The 20,239-nt window shown below is 48.3% G+C and carries 19 protein-coding genes and 1 other RNA gene; 4 read left to right on the top strand and 16 right to left on the bottom strand.

All coding sequences use genetic code 11. The annotated features are described in order from the left end of the window. Window positions 1-11: 11 nt before the first annotated feature. From arfA to FPL14_RS16755, 5 genes are all read right to left on the bottom strand, one after another. Entirely contained in the window at window positions 12-1,508 is a 1,497-nt protein-coding gene (arfA, locus tag FPL14_RS16775; protein ID WP_182298854.1) for an arabinosylfuranosidase ArfA, read from the bottom strand. A 46-nt stretch (window positions 1,509-1,554) separates the two neighbouring features. Next, window positions 1,555-2,385 (bottom strand): carbohydrate ABC transporter permease, encoded by an 831-nt coding sequence (locus FPL14_RS16770; RefSeq protein ID WP_182298852.1) that lies wholly within the window; start codon window positions 2,383-2,385, stop codon window positions 1,555-1,557. Between the two features lie 13 nt (window positions 2,386-2,398). Then, the gene (locus FPL14_RS16765) at window positions 2,399-3,307 is read right to left on the bottom strand and encodes a carbohydrate ABC transporter permease (protein WP_182298850.1); all 909 of its coding nucleotides are present in this window, start codon (window positions 3,305-3,307) and stop codon (window positions 2,399-2,401) included. Between the two features lie 73 nt (window positions 3,308-3,380). Next, window positions 3,381-4,700 (bottom strand): ABC transporter substrate-binding protein, encoded by a 1,320-nt coding sequence (locus tag FPL14_RS16760; protein WP_182298848.1) that lies wholly within the window; start codon window positions 4,698-4,700, stop codon window positions 3,381-3,383. A 163-nt stretch (window positions 4,701-4,863) separates the two neighbouring features. Beyond that, window positions 4,864-5,865: a LacI family DNA-binding transcriptional regulator gene (locus tag FPL14_RS16755; RefSeq protein ID WP_182298846.1), complete on the bottom strand. Its 1,002-nt coding sequence runs from the start codon at window positions 5,863-5,865 to the stop codon at window positions 4,864-4,866. A 202-nt stretch (window positions 5,866-6,067) separates the two neighbouring features. Here FPL14_RS16755 and FPL14_RS16750 point away from each other — a divergent pair, with 202 nt between their 5' ends. The 3 genes from FPL14_RS16750 to FPL14_RS16740 all read left to right on the top strand — a co-directional run bounded on the left by FPL14_RS16750 (window position 6,068) and on the right by FPL14_RS16740 (window position 8,728). After that, on the top strand, window positions 6,068-6,985 hold the full coding sequence (locus FPL14_RS16750; protein ID WP_182298844.1) for a helix-turn-helix transcriptional regulator: 918 nt from the start codon (window positions 6,068-6,070) through the stop codon (window positions 6,983-6,985). A 104-nt stretch (window positions 6,986-7,089) separates the two neighbouring features. After that, the gene (locus FPL14_RS16745; protein WP_182298842.1) at window positions 7,090-8,265 is read left to right on the top strand and encodes a winged helix-turn-helix domain-containing protein; all 1,176 of its coding nucleotides are present in this window, start codon (window positions 7,090-7,092) and stop codon (window positions 8,263-8,265) included. A 25-nt stretch (window positions 8,266-8,290) separates the two neighbouring features. Beyond that, the gene (locus FPL14_RS16740) at window positions 8,291-8,728 is read left to right on the top strand and encodes a RidA family protein (protein WP_229263545.1); all 438 of its coding nucleotides are present in this window, start codon (window positions 8,291-8,293) and stop codon (window positions 8,726-8,728) included. Window positions 8,729-8,818: 90 nt separating this feature from the next. On the opposite strand, the gene FPL14_RS16735 is transcribed toward FPL14_RS16740, so the two are convergent. The 8 genes from FPL14_RS16735 to FPL14_RS16700 all read right to left on the bottom strand — a co-directional run bounded on the left by FPL14_RS16735 (window position 8,819) and on the right by FPL14_RS16700 (window position 16,433). Further along, window positions 8,819-9,610 (bottom strand): RCC1 domain-containing protein, encoded by a 792-nt coding sequence (locus FPL14_RS16735; protein ID WP_182298840.1) that lies wholly within the window; start codon window positions 9,608-9,610, stop codon window positions 8,819-8,821. Window positions 9,611-9,650: 40 nt separating this feature from the next. After that, window positions 9,651-10,028: an RCC1 domain-containing protein gene (locus FPL14_RS16730; RefSeq protein ID WP_182298838.1), complete on the bottom strand. Its 378-nt coding sequence runs from the start codon at window positions 10,026-10,028 to the stop codon at window positions 9,651-9,653. Between the two features lie 234 nt (window positions 10,029-10,262). Continuing rightward, the gene (locus FPL14_RS16725) at window positions 10,263-11,375 is read right to left on the bottom strand and encodes a M24 family metallopeptidase (protein WP_182298836.1); all 1,113 of its coding nucleotides are present in this window, start codon (window positions 11,373-11,375) and stop codon (window positions 10,263-10,265) included. Further along, the gene (locus FPL14_RS16720) at window positions 11,376-12,200 is read right to left on the bottom strand and encodes a carbohydrate ABC transporter permease (protein ID WP_182298834.1); all 825 of its coding nucleotides are present in this window, start codon (window positions 12,198-12,200) and stop codon (window positions 11,376-11,378) included. A gap of 3 nt (window positions 12,201-12,203) precedes the next feature. Further along, window positions 12,204-13,091 (bottom strand): carbohydrate ABC transporter permease, encoded by an 888-nt coding sequence (locus tag FPL14_RS16715; RefSeq protein WP_182298831.1) that lies wholly within the window; start codon window positions 13,089-13,091, stop codon window positions 12,204-12,206. Between the two features lie 54 nt (window positions 13,092-13,145). Then, a complete protein-coding gene (locus tag FPL14_RS16710) occupies window positions 13,146-14,453 on the bottom strand; it encodes an ABC transporter substrate-binding protein (RefSeq protein WP_182298830.1) in 1,308 nt (435 codons plus the stop codon). Window positions 14,454-14,479: 26 nt separating this feature from the next. Beyond that, entirely contained in the window at window positions 14,480-15,649 is a 1,170-nt protein-coding gene (locus FPL14_RS16705) for a diphosphate--fructose-6-phosphate 1-phosphotransferase (RefSeq protein WP_182298828.1), read from the bottom strand. A gap of 4 nt (window positions 15,650-15,653) precedes the next feature. Beyond that, entirely contained in the window at window positions 15,654-16,433 is a 780-nt protein-coding gene (locus tag FPL14_RS16700) for a DeoR/GlpR family DNA-binding transcription regulator (protein ID WP_182298826.1), read from the bottom strand. 250 nt (window positions 16,434-16,683) lie between these two features. Between FPL14_RS16700 and fba the strand changes: the two genes are divergently transcribed. Further along, window positions 16,684-17,544 (top strand): class II fructose-1,6-bisphosphate aldolase, encoded by an 861-nt coding sequence (gene fba / locus FPL14_RS16695; protein WP_182298824.1) that lies wholly within the window; start codon window positions 16,684-16,686, stop codon window positions 17,542-17,544. Window positions 17,545-17,753: 209 nt separating this feature from the next. Here the strand turns inward: fba and FPL14_RS16690 are convergent, their stop codons facing one another. From FPL14_RS16690 to smpB, 3 genes are all read right to left on the bottom strand, one after another. After that, window positions 17,754-18,392 (bottom strand): histidine phosphatase family protein, encoded by a 639-nt coding sequence (locus tag FPL14_RS16690; protein WP_182298822.1) that lies wholly within the window; start codon window positions 18,390-18,392, stop codon window positions 17,754-17,756. An 817-nt stretch (window positions 18,393-19,209) separates the two neighbouring features. Next, window positions 19,210-19,571: a transfer-messenger RNA gene (gene ssrA, locus FPL14_RS16685) on the bottom strand. Window positions 19,572-19,722: 151 nt separating this feature from the next. Then, window positions 19,723-20,205 carry an SsrA-binding protein SmpB gene (smpB, locus tag FPL14_RS16680; protein WP_182298820.1) on the bottom strand — a complete coding sequence of 161 codons (483 nt, stop codon included), beginning with the start codon at window positions 20,203-20,205 and terminating at the stop codon, window positions 19,723-19,725. Window positions 20,206-20,239: the final 34 nt, after the last annotated feature.

Raw genomic sequence — 20,239 nt, 5'->3', positions numbered from 1 at the left:
TCTTTCCCGCCCTACGATTTAACGTTGAACCTGATTACGTTCCATGAATAAGGATCTAGTACGCTCGTCGCGATGCCGCCCTCCAAGGACGTCTGATCGCAACGGACCGGAGATACGTTATTTTGATTGTCGGACGTATTGAATGCGCCTAAGCTATCGTTCTTCAGAACGATTTGTTCAAGATAACCGACGCCGGCAAAATCCCGGATGTCCAATTCATACCGCATCGATTCCGAGCTTCTGTTGATCGCGAATACCGTTAATTCGGACCGTTCCGCATTCCATACCGTAACGGAGTCAATATAAGGGACATCCGTGTATTCGGAAGAATCGTATTTCGGAGATTCCGTAACCGTGCGAAGCACTTCTCCCCTTCCATAGAGAGACACATGTTGGAACGGGTAATAAGTCGGATTGCGCCAAGCTTGTCCGCCCTTCTCGGTCAGAATCATAGGGATCGTATTCACTAGCAACGACTGACAACCGATACGAACCCTATCCGCATTCCGCAGCAGCGTTAGCATTGCCGAACCAAAGACGAGCGCATCTTCCATGTGAAAACGAACCCAGTCGTACGGATAACCGATTTCCCACTGTTTATATTCGATATCCGGCTTGCGCCAAATGTTCCATTCGTCGAACGACAAATACATCGTTTTCTTGCTGCGCTTTACGGACTGAACATAATCGCAAGTGGCAATGACTTCTTTGATCTGGCGCTCCATGTTTATCGACATAGCCAAATAATTCGCGGTGTCTGTTTCCATCTTGTTGATATAGTGATGAAGCGATAAGTAGTCCGCATGCTCGTAAGTATGCATGAGCACGGTGCGATCCCATTCCGGGAAAGTGGGCAAATGACGGGCCGAGCTTCCTACGGCGACTAATTCAAGGCTCGGATCGACCCAACGCATGACTTTTGCGGTCTCGCAAGCAAGACGGCCGTATTCTTCGGCGGTTTTCCTTGCGATTTGCCATTCGCCGTCAAGCTCGTTCCCAAGACACCAAACCTTGATATTATGCGGTTTCTCGACGCCATGGGATTTACGCAGATCGCTCCAATAGCTCCCGCCTTCGAAATTGCAGTACTCCACGATATTTTTGGCATCCTCGATGCCCTTCGTTCCGAGGTTTACGGTCATGATCGCTTCCGAACCGACTTGGTTGATCCACTGCATGAATTCGTTCAGTCCGAACGTGTTCGGTTCAATGGCTTTCCAAGCCACTTCTACCTTTGTCGGTCGGGATTCCTTGGGTCCGATACCGTCCTCCCAATTGTAGCCGGAAGTGAAATTGCCGCCCGGGTAACGAATGACGCCTAATTGCAGATCTTTTACTAACTGAAGCACATCTTTACGGAAGCCGTTCTCGTCCGCCGTCGGATGATCAGGCTCGTAAATGCCATTGTAGACCACGCTTCCCATATGTTCGACGAAGGAACCGAACAGTCTATCGTCTGTTTTACCGATATTGAAATCCTTGCTAATAATCGTCTTTGCTTTGTTCATTATTAGAACACCTCTTTCGATAGTCTAGGATGAGAATCGGAGCGATTTAACCTTTTAAGCCTGACGTTGCAATTCCTTGAACAAAGTATCTCTGCGCAACGATATAGATGATCAACAAAGGCAGCAGCGAAACGGTCGTGGCCGCAAGCGTCGGGCCGTACTCGATGGATCTTTGGCCAACGAACATGACAAGTCCGGCGGATAACGTTCGCATTTCCGCGGAACTGGTCATCATCAACGGATAGAGGAGATCGTTCCAGTTATTCATGATCAGGTAGATTCCAAGCGTAACCATGCCGGATTTACATAACGGAAGCATCAACTTCCAATAGATCTGAAATTCGTTCAATCCGTCAATACGCCCCGACTCCTCCAAATCCTTAGGCAAAGAAACGAAGAACGACCGCATAAGGAAAATGCCGAAAGCACTGCTGGCCCTTGGAAGTATCAATCCCCAATAGGTGTTAAGGATTCCGAGCTTATAAACTTCCACGAACAGAGGGATCATCACGACTTGAAACGGAATCATCATGGTGATCAGTACCGCCGTAAACATCCACTTGTTCCCTTTGAACTTCATTCTCGCGAAAGCATAACCCGCCATCGAATCGAAAAAGACGGATAAGACCGTAACGCCGACCGCAAAGAAAATGGTATTCTTGAAAAAATCCCACAGAGGAATACGCGCCCATACTTCTTGAAAGTTGTTGAACGTATAGCCATCTCTCGGGAACAGAGTCGGCGGGAATCGGAGCAATTCGGATTCCGTCTTGAAATTGGAAATGAACAGCCACAGCAGCGGATGGGTCACTATGACGAACAATATCAGGATCGATGCAGTGGCGGCGATTTTTCTCCAAGTCCATTGTTTAGCCATTGCCTCATACCTCCTACATCGAAGTTTCCTTATTCGTAAAAAAGCGGTTCATAGACAGGGTAATGATCATAATAAGGACAAATAGAGCAACCGAAATCGCCGAAGCATATCCCAAATCGTAAGGAGCCATACTGAATCCGACGTTGTAAATATAAGAAACTATCGTTTCCGTTTTATTGAGCGGCCCTCCGTGCGTCATAACGAACACTTGATCGAAAACCTGCAAAGCTCCGATTGTCGTTGTAATAATAGTAAAGCTCAATGCCGGGATCAGCATCGGAAGCGTAACGCTAACAAACTTGCGCAAACTTCCCGCGCCATCGATCTCCGCGGCTTCATAATAGGAGTTGGGAATGTTCTGAAGACCGGCTACCAGCAGCATCATGCTGTAACCGAACGTTTTCCATACCGTCGTAAGGATGACAGTCGGCATCGCCCAATGAGGATCGCGCAAAAACGCGATTCGAGGCAGCCCCAAATTAAATAAGTATTCGGTATACAACCCTGTTTGCGGATCCAGCAAAAACGACCACGCGATACCGATTGCCGTAAACGAACAGATGGCAGGGAGGAAGAAAACCGAACGTAAAAACTTGCGAAACCTTGTGTTATTAGCGACATATACCGCTGCAAGCAAGGACACGATGACTTGCAAAGGAACTTCGACAACAGCGAAATAAGCAGTATTCTTCAGCGCATTCCAGAAACTCTCATCATCCAGAAGCTGCCGGAAATGATCCGCCCCCGCAAAGTCAGCCGACTTCAGAAAAACATCCATATTAAGCATGCTGATGACAAGCGTGGCTACCAACGGAATGACGATAAAAACAGTCAAGATGAGCGCTGAAGGCAAAAGAAATAAATAAGCGGCTCTTTCCGGACGCGTAAGCCATGAACGTAAATATCGTTTAGCAGTGGACATTGATTTGCCTCCAATCGGTCCTATCATGGCTGTCGCCTCCTTCCCGACGGACGACAGCCATGAATGGAATCGCTTACGGTTCGTCTTTCAGAATGCTATCGATTTTCTCGGAAGCTCTCTGCAAGATATCGGCCGGATCGGAGTTGCCGCTCACGACGGATTCGATCGCCAGGAAGATTTCGGCTGCGATCCGCTCCGCGGTTACGTACCCGGGCAAGAAGCCTACCCCGCTTTCATCCATGTTTGCCATTACCGAAATAACCGGGTCCTTCTGAACATCGGGATCTTGCGCTACGGATTTCAAGTAAGGAGGGAATCCGTTGCTGATGGACCATTCTTTGCCGATTTCAGTCGAATTCCAATACTTGATGAAATCATAGATGCCTGCGATATGCTCATCCGGGGTACTGCTCGGAACGGCGAATCCGACTCCGCCGACATCCATCGCTTGTCGAACCGTTCCTTTAGGAGGAATCGCAACTCCGAAATTAATGTTGTTGCTCTTCAAACCGGATATCATCCAAGGCCCGCTGATATACATGCCAAGTTGTCCGCTAATGAGCAGCTTATCCAAATCTCCGCCGGTCGCTCCTGCGGGAGTTGCCTTTTGCTTAGCCAGTTGCCGCAGCCATTCAAATGTTTTGATATTCTCGGGAGAATCGAATACCGATTTTTTGGCAGCGGCATCTACAACCGCCCCGCCATTAGCTTCAATGAGGGAAGTGAAATAGTAAGGGGCAGCTTTAACCGGAAAGCCGACTCCGTATTGATTTTTCCCCGGATTGCTCAATTTAACGGCGAATTCTGCCAGCTGATCAAGCGTAGCGGGCGGCGTCTCCGGATCCAATCCGGCCGCTTTGAACATATCTTTATTCCAATACAGATAAAGTCCATTCATCTGCATAGGCAGTAAGTAGTTATTTCCATTGACGCTCGATAGCGTAAGCGACGAATCCGAGAAATCCGTTTTGTCCGCGCCGCTCACGTCAAAGAAGTCGTTCAACGGTCTTAACGTATCGTTCTGAATATAGGAAACCGACGATACCGGCGCCATCAGGACGAGGTCCGGTGCCGTTTGGGTGGCAATCGCGGGCGGAAGCTTTTGATACATTTGATCCCAAGGCATTATATCCATCTTGATCTGAACATTCGCGTTGTTCGTTTGGTTGTATCTCTCGACGATCTTGGTTAACAATTCCCCGTCGGGTCCCGTAAATCCATTCCAAAAATCCAACGTTATTTTATTCCCGCTTGGTTGCGAGCTGCCGGACTCCGAAGGGTTACCGCTTTTCTCGTTCGAATTGTTTGCGCATGCGGTTAGGAAAATCAATACAAGGACGATTCCAAGAGTAATTAACTTGCGAGTTTTTTCTGAATACGCTTTCAATTTCATCGCATTTCCTCCCATTATAAATCGTTTTAAATTTTCCCCTTAATTCAACTAATTAGAATAAATTTAGATCCCCTTTCGCATCACCCCTTTCAAGTTTTTTAAATCTATTTAAATTTTGATTAAAAATTAAAATGCATTTTATTTTAGTATTATAGACGAATCCCTAATAACTAATCGGGAAGGTATGACCGTTTGCTTTTCTTTCACTTTGCGTACCATTAATGACATCAAGCAATTTCTCGGTAGCCAACGCCCCTACCTGCCGTACGGGCTGTTCGATCGAAGTAAGCGACGGTTTCATCATCGTACCCAGAAGGATATTGTCGAATCCGACAACCGCGACGTCCTCCGGCACTCGTTTGCCTAAATCCTGAAGGGCTCTGATCGCGCCGATAGCCATTCCGTCATTGCCGGCGAATATGGCGTCATATTCCACCTGATTACGCTGCATTTCCATTACGGCTTGATAACCCGATTCCATAACGTAATCTTTATCTATCACAAGCGACGGCTCGAACAAAACCTTATAGTCCTGCAAAGCTTGTTTATAGCCTTCTAATCTGTCTAGGGTTACCAAAAAATCCTTGTGCCCCGTTAGGTGAACGATCCGTTTTCTTCCGTTCATCAACAGATGTTCCGTTGCTTTATAGGCTCCTCCGACATCATCGCGCTCTACCGTCAGCACATCCTGATGATAGCCCTTTCCTAAGTACACAACCGGAAAACCGGATTCGATAATGCGCAATATATTTCGATCCGTTACCGGAGCAGGCCACAAGATAATCCCGTCGGCTCTGCGCGTTCGCAATATTTTGTCGTATGCCGCGGCCTCGTCCGTCTCCGTCGGAGTCGTCGATAGAAGAAAGTTAAAGTTGTTGGCCATTAAGACTTCCGAAATCCCTTCAAGCAGCTCCGAAAAAAACGGATGGGTAAACGCCGTATGCGGCGTATTCGGAAATACAAGCGCAACCGTGTCGGCTTTCTTGGCCCTTAAGCTTCGCCCGATCTCATTGGGAGTATAATGCAAACGTGCGGCAATTTCGAGCACATGCCTTTTGGTCTTGATATTAACCCGCGGGTCGTCCGCCAATGCTAACGATGCCGTCGCCGAAGATACCCCTGCGATTTTGGCGATATCTTTTAAAGTCACATGCTCTCTCTTCACTCAATCAACCTCTTTAAAACAATTTAATTCATGTCTATATAGTAATTAGTTAAGTCTTATTAGTCAATATATTTTATAATTTCAATCGTTTTAAATTTAGGTCGAGGAGCATAGCGCCATTACGACCAATATCTTGCTAATCTCAACCTCCCAATGATAGCTTATTTATATCGTCCACACCCTGGCGCAAAGGAATAGTCACATGAAAATAAATCGATTGCTTGGAATCGTAATCTATCTATTAAACCGCGATACGGTTAGCGCCCGTTCCTTGGCAGAGAAATTCGAGGTCTCCACTCGCACCATTCAACGGGATATCGAAACTTTAAGTCTAGCCGGAATTCCGGTAGGGGCCGAACAAGGAACGAATGGCGGCTATTACATTATGAATAGCTTTAAAATGAATAGGCAGGTTCTACATTCCGAAGATTATACTTTTATCCTAACTGCCCTAAAGGGCTTGTGTTCCGGATATAGCAGCAATCAAGCAGAAGCAACCTTCGAGAAAATGTTGGCGTTATCGCCCTACAGGGATCATGAACAACAGTCTATCTCCCTTGACTTCGGGGTGTTGCGAGAAGGAGCCCGCACTAGAGAAGATATAGCGATAGTAGAGAGAGCTATTCGAATGAAATATGTAATCGAATTCGAATACACCAATGCATTAAACGATACGTCGAACAAACTTGTAGAGCCTCTGACCCTTACCTACAAGTGGTACTCGTGGTATGTGTTCGGATTTTGTCGCCGCAAACAAGATTACCGACTGTTCCGATTGTCCCGAATGCGCAGGATCGAATCCACCGTCACCCCTTTTTCGAAGCATCACGAGAATGCAGAGGCGTTGTTAGCGCGGCATCAAGATCAACGTCCCTACATAAACGTGAAACTATTATGCTCGTCCGAAATCAGGGTTTCCATTGAGGAATCCTTCCCGAACGCACGATTAACGGAAATCGGAGAAAAGGAATTCGTTATAGAATTCAGCGTGCCCGAAGAGGAAAAAGGCTGGTTTGGAACTTTGCTCGGATACGGCCGTCAGGTTGCCGTTCTTGAGCCCGAGAGTTTAAAACAAAAGGTTATATCGCACGCTAAATCGATACTTGATCGATATTGCTGAATTACGACACACTGTTGTCCGATTTCCCTGCTTATAATGGTCGTAGCATGCTGCAGCTTGCCGCGAGGCGTTTCATTTCAAGCCGTAAAGAATCGAGGCGTACAATGGATAAGATCGTGCTGACTAGACTTCAAGCTAAAAGATTTTTATTGCTGTATCACGGTTTGAACCGCGATTCTGAATTTATAGGAAAAGAAGGGATCCTGTCTTATATCCGCCGTGTCGGGTGCATACAGTTCGATCCGCTTAATGTAGTCGGGATGAATCCCGAACTTGTCCTCCAATCCCGGATAACGGATTTCGACCGCAACATGCTCTGGGAATTACTGTACCAAGAACGTAAGCTCATCGACTATTGGGATAAGAATATGTCCATCTTTCCCTTAGAGGATTGGCCCTATTTTTCGAGACGCCGAAGCTACCACTCGACCTGGTGCAATTCAAATAAAGATACCGTGGATCGAATATATGCGGAAATTGAAAATCGAGGATATCTATGCTCGGGAGATCTCGATTACGGCGAGAAGGTTAATTGGTCGTGGGGCCCCGCAAAGTTGTCTCGCGCCGCCTTGGAAGGGATGTATCACGCCGGTCGTCTTGTCATTCATCATAAAGTCAACACGCGCAAATATTACGACTTGACGGAGCGACTGATTCCTACCGATTTGTATTCCTTGCCCGACCCTTTCGAGACGGACGAGCAGTATTATGAATGGTACGTGCTTCGTCGCATCGGAAGCGTGGGATTGCTCTGGAATAGACCGAGCGACGCTTGGCTTGGCATTAGCGGAATGAGAAGTCCCCAGAGAAACGCAGCTTTTGCAAAACTGACTGAGGAAAAGAAAGTAACCGAGATAGATGTGGAAGGATTGCAACACCCGCTATACATACGAAGCACGGATCTTGATGTCCTAAATGAAGCTTTGTCCTATGATTCGCCTATGCTACGGTCAAGCATACTGGCTCCGCTCGATAATTTGTTATGGGATCGAACGCTTATAAAAGAGTTGTTCGATTTTGAATATCGATGGGAAGTTTATAAGCCGGCAGCGGAAAGGAAATACGGTTACTACGTGCTGCCCGTCGTATACGGCGATAATATCGTAGCTCGATTCGAACCCGTGAAACATAACAAAAATGCCCCATTAGCCATAAAAAATTGGTGGTGGGAGGATCATACATCCGTTAATAGCGATATGAAAGAAAGCGTCTTGAAATGCCTTGAACGATTTGCCGCCTTTCTCGGCACCGATTTTCCTCGAACGAGCTTTGAGTTGTAGAAATTTATAAAGCGGAGGGAATTTCATGATGAGTGAAATCATTAGACATGAGGTAGATGAAGATTTGGCGTATTCCGGATTCGTAGAAGCAGGAGACTTTATCTTTCTTAGCTTCTGTGCCGGCAATGTCGGTAAATCAGTCGAGGAGCAAGTGGAAGGCGCTCTAGACAATATGAGCGACAGATTAGCCTCCGTAAATCTAACCTTGGAATCGGTCGTTAAGGTAGACGTCTTGATGAGAGACGTTTGGGATATTCCCGCAATGGAAGCGATTTTCAAACGCCGCTTCAAAGGGAACTACCCGGCAAGAAAAACGATTGCCACGGAATTCGCGCATAAGGGCGGATCGTCCGGACTTAAAGTTCAGATCGATGCGGTAGCTTATAAGAGATGCGTTATCCCATGTTTAATGAAATTGGGGGACTCCATTACATTTGATCCCGCAAACGAAAAAAAATCCTGAAATACCGGCAACAGCGCGGCATTCCAGGAATCATGAGTTTTATTCGCAGAGGAATCTCTGCGACAACCGCTGTGGCTGGCGGCTATCCTTTTATTTGAAACTTTTAACAAGGATTGGAGTCAAGCTGTCTTTAAAACTCCCGTCTCCTAGCTCTCCGCCGTAATTTTTTCCCCACGCCCATAACTTCCCGTCTTCCGTAATGGCTACGGCATGGCTAGCGCCTAATGCTACCGAGACAACCTTCCCCAATCCGCCAATGCGTCTTAATTCAGGCCCATACTTATTTTCTAAATAATAGTCGCCTACGTCGTATCCCAAGGCCCAGAGAGATCCATCCTTCTTCAGAACTAACGTATTGAACTTAGCTGTAACGATCGAAGAAACATCGGACAAACCTGCAATTTTTACGGGGCGATCTACGAACTTTGTCTCATCCGGCAGTCCCAGTTTGCTTCCGATATTCTCTCCCCAGCCCCAGACCGTTCCGTCTTTGGCAATAGCAAAATTTTGCTGCCCCTGACCTTTCGATAATGCCGCGATATCCTTCAAACCCTCAATCTGAAGAGCGGAATAATTCGTGTTGACTTCGATCTTACGAACGGCATACTGATTGTTTTCTTCAAACTTATGAGTTCTAAACTGCTTATCCGCTAGGACAAACTTGAGCTCTTCGCCATAAGCCGTCCATTTCCATACCGTTCCGTCTTCCCTCAAGATATTGACTCCGGCATTGCCGTCCCATGAAATATCTTCAGCGTCGGTTATATTCTCAAGTTTGTGAAACCCATTGTCATTTACCAAAGGGTGCCATACCCATACGGATCCGTCTTTGTCGATTGCGGAATAAACTTCGCCGCCCGCAATTTTTACAATATCGGACAATTCCTCAATCCGTTTCGGTTCCGGAAATTCGGTAACTGCTTCATAAGGATCCTCTGAGAGTATCTTGAAATTGGGCCCACTCCCAAACCGTACCATCCTTTTTCAAAATGATATGGTTCTTTCGGAAGGTTTGAATATCCGCGACATCCTTTAAGCCCGGCATAAGCTGCGGAGTATTGTCTCGAAGTGTATACTTGCCTTTAACGACATCCGCTACTTCTCCCCAATACCAAATCGATCCGTCCGATGAATGAGCAACGTTGTGATAATCGTAAGCGATGACGGTAGGCTTCACGTCGGACTTAGGTGCAGCCAGTGCTGGCACGGATAAGGCTAGGGATAGTCCTGCAGCCAGTAGAACCGACCATCGTAATTTCGCCGGCGTACCTTTTTGAGCATTGACCTTCAACAAATCCACTCTCCAATCTCTTTATGTATTTCCAATAACTAGACGATTATCCACCGAAAAAGTTTCGACTTTCCAGTAATTCTCATAATTTTATTAAATGGAGGGGATAGAGTGAGGCACTTGCGAAATGACATGGACGGATCATTCGCCACCTCCACCGACAGGAAAGCCGACCTCATGCGGTCGGCTTTGTCTAGTTCTCTACTATTTACTATCCGGGATTATCAATGTTTCCTTGCGAGATTAGCGACCCGTCGACCTTACAAGAATATCCGGACGCTTCCAACTGCCGCCACCGATCTTGCAGACAATAGTCGGATACTCTCCTGAAGCTGTAATGATCTCTGCCCCCTTATCCCTCAGCAGCAGCGTATCCTCTGACTTGACTCCAGTTATCGATGGATTCCATGCATATACCCCGTTAGCTTCGATCCTCCGGGATACACCGGGAAGAGCCAGTTGTTCACGCGTCGCGTAACCGGCAAATCCCCCTTGATGATGTTTGTAAATCTCATCCGCGTAACCAGCATCTCGGTAAAATAATTGAAGCATGACAAACATTTCATCCAAGCTTCTGCCCGGTCTCGTGGCATCCATCATGCGGGCGTCGATCTCGGCAACCGCTGCATGTTTCCGTACAATCTCGTCGGGCGGCCTGCCGAAATGAACAAGTCTCGTCACGGAAACGATCTTTCCATACTTACGGGCACACAAGACCAGCATTGCGTAGGCTTCCACCCGCTTCCCTGTAGGAAGCGGATGCCTAACACTCAGAATCCGTTCGTCGACCGCTACTAGAGCAACGATCGGCTCGATCTCCCGATCCCAACAGTGCCGTGCTAATAGCCCCGCTATTTCCTGTTCGGATTGCCCCCGAGCGATAGTCTTCGCACACGATTCGATGGCTTCTGCCGCCATTCTCCCCAACAGCCGCCACTCTCCGTGCTCCGAGTCCAGCACCTTCGTACGAAGAAGCACCAACTCTCCTTCTACTTCCGCAGAGGTATCCGTCACAAGCGCAGAGCATCCAGGAGTCAGATCTCGGATCAGGTCGTCCCGGCGTGCCGGCTCATACCATGGCCATTGAAACCTCTCCAGCGAGGATCGGTATTCCTCGGACCGCAGTTCCTCGCTCAGCAGACGCTCCGATTCCATGTTGCTGGATAATAGCGAACATTGATCTACAGTAACTACGATTATGCAGCAGGCGGACTCCACCGCCATATTAATATGACTTCGCATCCGGGTCAGCCAGCTTACATTTTTCTGTTGCGTCAGAATGACCGCTTCCCAGCCCTGCTTGTTCATCACATTCCGTAGCGCCGACAATTTCCGAGCTAGTATGCCGTCCCTCATCTATTTCACGCTTCCTGAAGTCAAACCTTGCAGGAAATACTTCTGAACGAACATAAATACAAGCAATAGCGGAACGCTGGCTAATATGGATAATGCCATGAGCTGATTCCATTGCGTCGTGTATTCTCCGATAAAAGTTCCAATCCCTAAGGTTAACGGACGGGCTGCAACGTCTTGTGTCAGAACGGTGGCGAATAAATATTCGTTCCAAGCCAGGATGAAGGTATACACGCCAGTCGCGATTAGTCCGGGCAAGCTTGGAGGAATGATAATCTGAAAGAAAGTGCGAAGCGGTCCGCAGCCATCCACGGTAGCAGCCTCGTCTAGTTCTCTTGGGATGCTATTGGCAAAATCGCGCATCATTAGAATCGAGAATGGAAGAGCGAAAGAAGTATAAGCAAGAATCAATGCCGTATAGGTGTTGTAGAGCCCCATTCCCGAGATGATCAGGAAATAGGGAATGGACAACAGAACCATCGGGAACATCTGCGTAAGCAAAATGTACAGAATAACGAATCGCTTTCCTTTGAACTGGAAACGAGACAACCCGTAGCCCGAAAGCGCTGCAAAAAGAATACAGAGTACCGTCACGCAGCCGGCAATGACATAACTGTTCACAAACAGCTTAAGAATATCGGGGCTATTGAATATCGCTCGGTACGCATTCAGATTGGGATTATCCGGGATCAACTGTAACGGTACGGAGAAAACGGCATTGTTGTCCCTGATCGAGACTAGGAACATCCAGATAATCGGAGCAAAGGTAACGACCGTAACGAGACCGATCAATAGATAGACCAGAAGAGTTTTCTTTTTCTTATTCATTAACTACCGATCCTCCTTGCTCATGACCGATTTCAAATAAAATACGGAGGTCAGAATCATCACGGCAAGCATAAATATCGCCGTCGCGGAGGCGTAGCCAAAATCAAGCGAACGGAAAGCCTTATGATACACGAAAGTAGACAACACCTCCGTTGAATGCATCGGTCCGCCGCCCGTCATCAGATACACCAGATCGAAGGATCGGAAATTCCAGATAATTTCCAGAGTCATGACCGTAAACATAATTCCCTTGATATGCGGCAGAACAATAGAGACGAATCGCCGGAACATGCCTGCACCGTCCACTTCCGCAGCTTCCTTAATATCCTCCGGAACGGTCTGAAACGCTGCAAGGATCATAAGCATAGCGAACGGAAAGCTCCTCCATGCATTCGTAATAATCAAGCCGATCATCGCGAATGTCTCATCGCTCAACCAGGCGATCCCCGTATCTATTGCCCCAATCTTCATCATTAGCCAGTTTACGATCCCGAACGGTGTCAGCATCAATATCCAAATCGAACCGACAACCGAGCTCGAGAACAACCAAGGAAACATCAGAAACGACCGGAATATCCCGCGCACCTTTGTGTTGATATTCTGATTCAGCAGTGAAGCGACCGAGATGCCTAGCACCATAACGAGAAGAACTGTACCGAATGTAAAGATAAGCGTATTGCCCAAGGCGAGCCAGAACATGGAGTCATCAAGAACGGCTATATAGTTAGCTATTCCCGCGAACACCGGCGCCGATGGATTCTCATAGCTAAAGAAGCTCATTTGGATTACCTTAATCAAAGGGTACCCGGTTAGTAATATAAGCAGAAGCATGGCCGGAGCAATAAAAGATAGCTTTTGGGCATATCGCAAGTTGGAATGGTTTTTCATCATGAGTACCCCTTTATCAAACCGGAGGGACCGAAAGGTCCCTCGCGGCTATGAGAGCTATTTGTACTTGTCGAACACCTTATTCCATTCTGCAGCCGCATCATTAAGCGCTTGCTCTGCAGTTTTCTTGTCCGTTAGGAAGTTCTGAACTTCCGTTACGAAGATTTTGCGAAGATCATTGGATTGCGGCATTTGCAAATCCGGATTAATCGGATTCCAATCGAATTGATCCGCGAATACTTTCAACAGTTCATCGCTCTGGATATAGGAATCCTTCAACGCCGCTTTGTTATGCGGGAAGTTATTCGTCGATTTGGCCCAGATCAGTTGCGCCTCCGGACCTGCCAGGAAGGATACGAACTCCCAAGCTTCTTCTTTGTGCTTGCTCTTCGCGGTAATCCCGACCGAAGTACCTCCCGCAACCGTACCGCCTTGCTTGCCAACCGGCATCGGAACGATGCCGAAGTCTAGATTCGCATTTGCTTTACGTTGGATACCGATCCCCCATGGCCCTTCATACATGAAGGCCGTGTTCTCCGCGCTGAAGTTTGATCTCTTCTCCTTCTCTCCCGCAGACAACTCGCCCGGCGTCGCCACTTTGTGAGTCTTAATCAGGCTCTTGAAGTGTTCCAGTCCCGCTACTCCCTCTGCGGTATTGAATGCAGGTCGGCCATTATCGAGAATTTTTCCTCCGGCTTGCAAGATATAAGGCCACACCTCATACGTAATCGTCGACGGCGGCTCTGATCCGATATTGCCTGTCATCGCGAAAATGTTCTTGCTTGGATCGGACAGCTTGATGCTAGCGTCAATATATTCCTCCCATGTTGTAGGAGGTTGGATATTCTTTTCTTCGAGTTTTTTCTTGTTGTAGAAGAGCGCCATATTGCCCGTAAAGAATCCGATCGAGTAATGCTTGCCCTTCCAATCCGCCCAGAGCGGTCCTTTCGTGTTTTCCTTGAAGTCCTCCGGCATTTTGTCGTAATACTCGTCCAGAGGCTCCGTAACCCCCGTTATCGCAAACTCCGTAACCCAAGGCGATGAGATTGCGATGACATCCGGCGTATTCCCCGACGAATTCAACGTCACGATCTTGTCATGAACCTGAGCGAACGGAAGATCCTGCACGTCGATCTTGATATTCGGATGCTTCGCTTCGAAAGCGGCTACCAGTTCATTAAGAGGTTCTTCTCCCGCCTCCGTCTTCCACCATTGAAGCCATGTGACGACGGTCTTTTCCCCTTCGGCTTTTCCTTCGGACTTTTGATTATTTTCCTTATTAGTCGTTGCCGGAGCTCCGCATGCCGCCGCTAAACAAATGATCAATCCCATCGCAATAAACATCTTCCAATTTAATGAACGCATCTTAACTACCCCTCTCGTAATTAATGCTAGAGTTCAAATTTTACATTTGGAAAATTGCCGTCCGCCAAAGGCAGTACATAATCTAGGAAGGCCTGCGTCGGCATATGCATTCGAGCATCCCAGTAATGATCGGGAAATGACTTCTCTTGTCCGGCAATCCCTTGTAGATCGACCCATCTGATCTCGCATTTGTAGGGAGACTGGCTAACCCGGTGCAAGCCCACCATGCCGCCCGAGAAGCCTTGCAGTGCATAACTAACCGCAGCCTGTCCCAATTCGCGCGCTTCCTCGAAGTCCACTCTGGACGTATAACCCGGAGCGATTCGGTACAAGGCATACGGTGCCGTTACTCTGGTCGGAATACCCAGTTCGGCCGTTATATATTGGGATACTTGATAACCGACACCGGCATTATTGCCGCGTACGGGATCCTCCGGCAGAAGGGGATTCTTCTCCAGCCTGTCTACCCGGAAGTGATCGGGGACAATCATCATGACGCTGCCGCCACGACTGTAAGCCCTTTCACAATCGGCTAAAATAGTATCCATTTCATACGTCCGATCCGGCAGATAGACAAGATTCGGATAATCCAGCTCATGCTGTTTGAACAACGCGCTAGCCGCTGGCAGCCATCCCTTGTTGCCTCCCAACGCTTCAATGATCTCGATCTTGCTGGTCGTACGCAGAGAAACCATGTCCACGGCGAACAGCTTAACCATGTGCGAAATAAACTTGGCAGCGCTTCCATAACCCGGCGTATGATCGGTACCTATAAGATCGTTATCAATCGTCTTCGGAATATGGACAAAAGAGATATCGCTTCCCTTACTGCGGGCGTAACGATGCAAAGCCTCTACGGTTCTAGAAGATCCATTTCCCCCGATATAGCAAAATACGCCGATATCCCATTCTTCCAATCTAGCTAGCAGATCCCCATACTCTTCTTCTTTCAACGGGTGACGGGAAGTCCCGAGGATCGCCCCCGGCTGGTCGGCTATACGCCTGACTTCCTCCAGCCGATCTCCAAGCGAAATCAGGTTCCGGTTAAAGATGCCCTCCAGTCCGTTCTTCATTCCGAACACTTGATCCACGGCATCTTGCCGAACCGCTTCCTCTACTGCGCCGTATAGCGACATGTTAATGACCGGTGTCGGCCCTCCCGACTGCCCGATGAGGACATTGCGTTTTCTGGACATGCAGTTACTCCCCCTCGGCCACCCATAACCGGCACTTCTTCTCTAGCTGCTCTCTAACTTCTGGGCTAATCTTGTTGTCAGTGATAATATGATGCTCCTTCATGATAGGAGTAATGCTAATTGAGCTTACCGCATTGATTTTACTCGAATCAACCAACCAGTACACTTCTTTCCCGGACTGCATCAAAAGTCGCTTGATATCCGACTCCAGAAAGTCATTGCCCGTAAAACCTTCCGTAATCGAAGCCGCGGTGACGCCGATAAATACTTTGTCCGCATGGATCTGCTTCAACATCTGATTAAGAATAGGATTCATTAGCGTCGTCGTCCTTGAACGAAACACGCCTCCTGTAATGATCGTCGTTACTCCTTCACGACCCTCCAGTTCCTCGGCAATGTTGATCGTCGTTACGACCGCAGTAACTCCTCTTTTTCCGTGGAGATGCTTTGTCAGCTCCAGAGCGGTAGATCCTGCGTCGATCAGGATGGTCTCATCATTATGGACAAGAGAGGCCGCAAGCTTACCGATGGCCTTCTTCTCTTGCTGATGGACGGCAGCCTGGTTGTAGAATCTGCGATTCAGAAAACTGTTGTCCGATTCCGGTTGTTCCTCGATCAGCTTGGCGCCTCCTCGAACCCGGACAAGAAGATTCTCGTTCTCAAGCGCTTCTAGATCCCTTCGTACCGTCATCTCCGAAACCTGCAATTGCGCGGACATCTCCGCAATGCTTATGTCGCTGTTATCTTTCAGAATCTCCAGTATGCTCTCATGTCTCTTGGTCAAGAACATCTCTCGTTCCCCCGCATTGTTCATGATAATAAATTTGATAATCCATGATAATTTATGTTCATTTTCGATTATAGTAACATTTTCAAACATTGTAAACCCCATTGTCGAACATAAATTAACTTCTTAATATTGACAATTGTGATATTGCAAGCTTATATTGATACTATTCATGATAATATTTGATAATTTATGTTCGATTTATGTTCAATCTTGGTGCTTATTGTTACTCTAGGAGGAACAGCAGATGGATCTAGTCCCGATGACCAACCTTTTGAAGGAAGCCAAACGTAACAAATATGCCGTAGGACAATTTAATCTGCTTAATATGGAGGTCGTTCAAGCGATTGCGGAGACGGCCGACGAGGAGCAATCCCCCGTTATTTTTGGCGTTGGAGAAATGACCATTCGTTATATGGGGCTTGATTATGTAGTGGCCAATGCAAAGGCAGCCGCGGCAAGAGCCCGTGTACCCATCGCCCTGCATTTGGATCATGGAAGCAGTTTTGATATCGTAATGAAATGTATCCGCGCCGGCTTCTCCTCCGTCATGTTCGACGGCTCGCATCATCCCTATGAAGAAAACGTTCGTCTTACGCGCCAGGTGGTCGAAGCCGCGCATGCCGTTGGGATTAGCGTCGAGGGTGAGCTTGGTACGATAGGCGGGATCGAGGAGGATCTGGATGTCAATGACGCAGATATCCGTCTGCCTGGTGCCGATGAAGCCATCCGTTTCTGGCGGGAGACGGGGGTCGATGCCCTAGCAGTCGCAGTTGGAACCGCACATGGAATGTATAAGAAGGAGCCCCATATCCACTGCGACACGATTAGGGAAATCGTGACCGTCAGCGATGCGCCTTTCGTTCTTCATGGCGGCTCCGGCGTACCGGACGGCATGATCAAGGAAGCAATCGAAGCGGGCGTAAGCAAGATCAATGTCAACACCGAGAGTCAGGTATCCTTTACCCAGGAAGTACGGCGCATCCTGCGGGAACAAGAGGAGCTGTTCGACGCGAAAACCTACCTGGGATCCGCAAAAGCCGCGATGAAGGAAGTCGTGCGCAGCAAAATTCGCTTGTTCGGAAGCAACGGCAGAATTGGCCGTTAACGGCTTCGCCGTCTTGGAGACGAGATAGTCGTAGTCCCGTCATATAGCCAACTGAAGAAAGCTATGCAGTCAGCGTGCATCGATACTCAAATCGGTGCGCGCTATTTGGATTCAAGCAATCGACATGCGCGGCACGCCTCAATAAGGCCAGGCTCTTAACTATGTGCAAAAAAAACGGAACCCAAGACAACATCTTGGATTCCGTTTCTTCATTGGATACTTTCCCATTCGGCTAAAGTAAGCTTGTCTATAATATCGTAACCTTTACCCTGCCCCTTCGGTCGGACAATAACGGTACCAAAGTCGGAAATCTCGCCTAAACCGATTCCTTGAGGAAAACTGTGAGCGACAACAACCTGATTTTGCCCCGGTGGCGGGACTTTTTCCAGCTTATCGTTCAATTTGACTAATATCCGTTCTTTCTCGGCTTGCGTGATATCGCCGCTTAGTCGATAAGCATCGATCCAATCAGGATCGACTTGAACGTTGTCCGCACCGAATGCCAACGCTGCCGAGTCTCTTGTTCGACATAAAGGACTCGCTTGCACCGGAATTTGCACGGGAATACGTAAGCTCCTGAGCAAATTTCCGAAAAGCTCCGCCTGCTTCTTTCCTTCCTCGGAAAGATTTTTTTGGGTTTTGCAATCGTCGAAGATCACGTTCGGCTGATCCGCCCCCACTGTTGCTTCTCCGTGCCTAACATACAAAATATAACCGCCTTGGCGTAGCATATTTAGTAACGAAGGGCTAGCCGGCCCGGGAGTCGCCACGTTTCCTGATGCTCCAACCGCATGCATCGGAATAAGCAGGATAATCGCTATCGCCAGTACGTTAAAGAGCTTTTTCATTTGCGCATATCCTCTCCGACAAAAATAGCTTTCATGCCCCTTGCTTGGATAGACCGCCGCGCCTAACAAAAGCAAAACATTGTATAAAGACACAAGTCGATCCCATTATTCTGCCACCAATTGAGAAAGTTATGCTTCATATTCTTGTCGATGACAAGAATATGCATTGGAAAGTATGTATGGTGGAGACGAAATCAGATGCCGTGCTCGTTCACTTCGTTCCCTGCGCGCGGTACGGAACGGGGCGACTCTCGCTCTCGGCACCACCATAACAAAAAACTCTGACCTCGTGCGGTCTTGTGCTCCCCAATCGAATCCGACTATTTCATGTCGGATCCTCGTGTCGCGATTCTATGGCGGCCCCTAAGGCGGCCCCTAAGGGGAGTATCCCATTCTTGATTAAAGTTGCTGACGATGACAACCATAGAGGTAGAATCAGATGCCGTGCTCGTCCACTTTGTTCCCTGTGCGCGGTACGGAACGGGGCGACTCTCGCCCCTCAGAACCACCATAACAAAAAAACTCTGACCTCGTGCGGTCTTGTGCTCCCCAATTGAATTCGACTATTTCATGTCGGATCCTCGTGTCGCGATTTTATGGCGGCGCCTTAAGGGGAGTATCCAATTCTTCATTGAAATGGCTGGCGAAGTCGACTCGACGATGACGATCTTAGAGGTAGAATTGAATTGCGTGCTCGGTCTGCCTTGCAGACCTGCGCGCGATCGAACCCCAATGTCCTCCTTCGGAACGGGGCGACTCTCGCCCCTCGGCACCACCATAACAAAAAAACTCTGACCTCGTGCGGTCAGAGTTCTTATGGTGGAGCCGAGGGGAGTCGAACCCCTGTCCGAAGGCAACGCCACATGTGCTTCTACGGGTGTAGTGACAGTTTTGATGTCACCCTAGAGACTCCCCGTCACCGGATTCCCTTCGGGTCAGCCTGATTGTCTTCTTCCGCTAGCCCCAGGCGGAGACTAGACAGCGTATCCCACTAGAGTTGGCCCCTATCCCGCCACATGGGCGATGGAGGGTAGAAGCTTAACAGTCAGTTTCTTAGGCTGCTGCTAAAGTTGGTTGTTGTTTGCCGTTTAATAGGCTTTCCGCGTTAGTGAAGCAGACGCAGCCCTACTACCCGCTACCCACGCTCGTTCTACCCCCGTCGAATCCATAAACGGCCCCGAATGCTGGTCGTCCGCCGCCGAAGCGGCCGGAATGCCAGGAAAGGAAGTACAAGCTTGCTTAGCTTACTGTTTTATTATAACACGTTCGGATTACCTAATGCGAAAATGTTATTGCCATTCGTGCCACATCTCGCCTGAAAAAGACGGTTTTACTTGTATACCTTCTGCTTCTCGCGGAGAATGCGTTGGATGTCCCGTTGGGAATCCCGCTTGGCGTCGGCTTCGCGCTTGTCGAACTGCTTCTTCCCTTTACCGATGCCGATCAAGCATTTGGCATAGCCGTTCTTGATGTAGACGCGAAGTGGAACCAAAGTGTATCCGTCCCGCTTAACGGAGCCGAGCATCTTGTGGATTTGAGCCTTATGCAACAAAAGCTTGCGAGCCCGGGTCGGATCGACCGGATTGTGGCGGTTGCCTTGCTCGAATGGGCTAATGTGCATGTTGTGAAGAAACATCTCGCCGTTGCGGATCGTCGCGAAAGCATCGCCTAACGTCGCGCGGCCGGTGCGAAGAGACTTAATCTCCGTGCCTGTCAGAACCATACCGGCTTCAATGGCTTCCTCGATGAAGTAATCATGGGACGCCTTCTTATTCTGCGCTAACGGCTTGTCGAATTGGTCTTTCTTGCCCACTTTCCTTCACCTCCTATTGTCCCCAATTTGCCGG

Source organism: Cohnella cholangitidis, assembly GCF_014107495.1.
Lineage (GTDB): Bacteria > Bacillota > Bacilli > Paenibacillales > Paenibacillaceae > Cohnella > Cohnella cholangitidis.
This window is presented reverse-complemented; position numbering and strand designations above follow the sequence as displayed.

Coding starts and splice junctions, on each gene's coding strand:
- FPL14_RS16690 (WP_182298822.1), bottom strand. CDS start 18,392: ATGAAAAAGCTCTTTAACGTACTGGCGATAGCGATTATCCTGCTTATT.
- arfA (WP_182298854.1), bottom strand. CDS start 1,508: ATGAACAAAGCAAAGACGATTATTAGCAAGGATTTCAATATCGGTAAA.
- FPL14_RS16750 (WP_182298844.1), top strand. CDS start 6,068: ATGAAAATAAATCGATTGCTTGGAATCGTAATCTATCTATTAAACCGC.
- FPL14_RS16745 (WP_182298842.1), top strand. CDS start 7,090: ATGGATAAGATCGTGCTGACTAGACTTCAAGCTAAAAGATTTTTATTG.
- FPL14_RS16725 (WP_182298836.1), bottom strand. CDS start 11,375: ATGAGGGACGGCATACTAGCTCGGAAATTGTCGGCGCTACGGAATGTG.
- FPL14_RS16770 (WP_182298852.1), bottom strand. CDS start 2,385: ATGGCTAAACAATGGACTTGGAGAAAAATCGCCGCCACTGCATCGATC.
- FPL14_RS16710 (WP_182298830.1), bottom strand. CDS start 14,453: ATGCGTTCATTAAATTGGAAGATGTTTATTGCGATGGGATTGATCATT.
- FPL14_RS16765 (WP_182298850.1), bottom strand. CDS start 3,307: ATGTCCACTGCTAAACGATATTTACGTTCATGGCTTACGCGTCCGGAA.
- FPL14_RS16760 (WP_182298848.1), bottom strand. CDS start 4,700: ATGAAATTGAAAGCGTATTCAGAAAAAACTCGCAAGTTAATTACTCTT.
- FPL14_RS16705 (WP_182298828.1), bottom strand. CDS start 15,649: ATGTCCAGAAAACGCAATGTCCTCATCGGGCAGTCGGGAGGGCCGACA.
- FPL14_RS16740 (WP_229263545.1), top strand. CDS start 8,291: ATGATGAGTGAAATCATTAGACATGAGGTAGATGAAGATTTGGCGTAT.
- FPL14_RS16715 (WP_182298831.1), bottom strand. CDS start 13,091: ATGATGAAAAACCATTCCAACTTGCGATATGCCCAAAAGCTATCTTTT.
- fba (WP_182298824.1), top strand. CDS start 16,684: ATGGATCTAGTCCCGATGACCAACCTTTTGAAGGAAGCCAAACGTAAC.
- FPL14_RS16720 (WP_182298834.1), bottom strand. CDS start 12,200: ATGAATAAGAAAAAGAAAACTCTTCTGGTCTATCTATTGATCGGTCTC.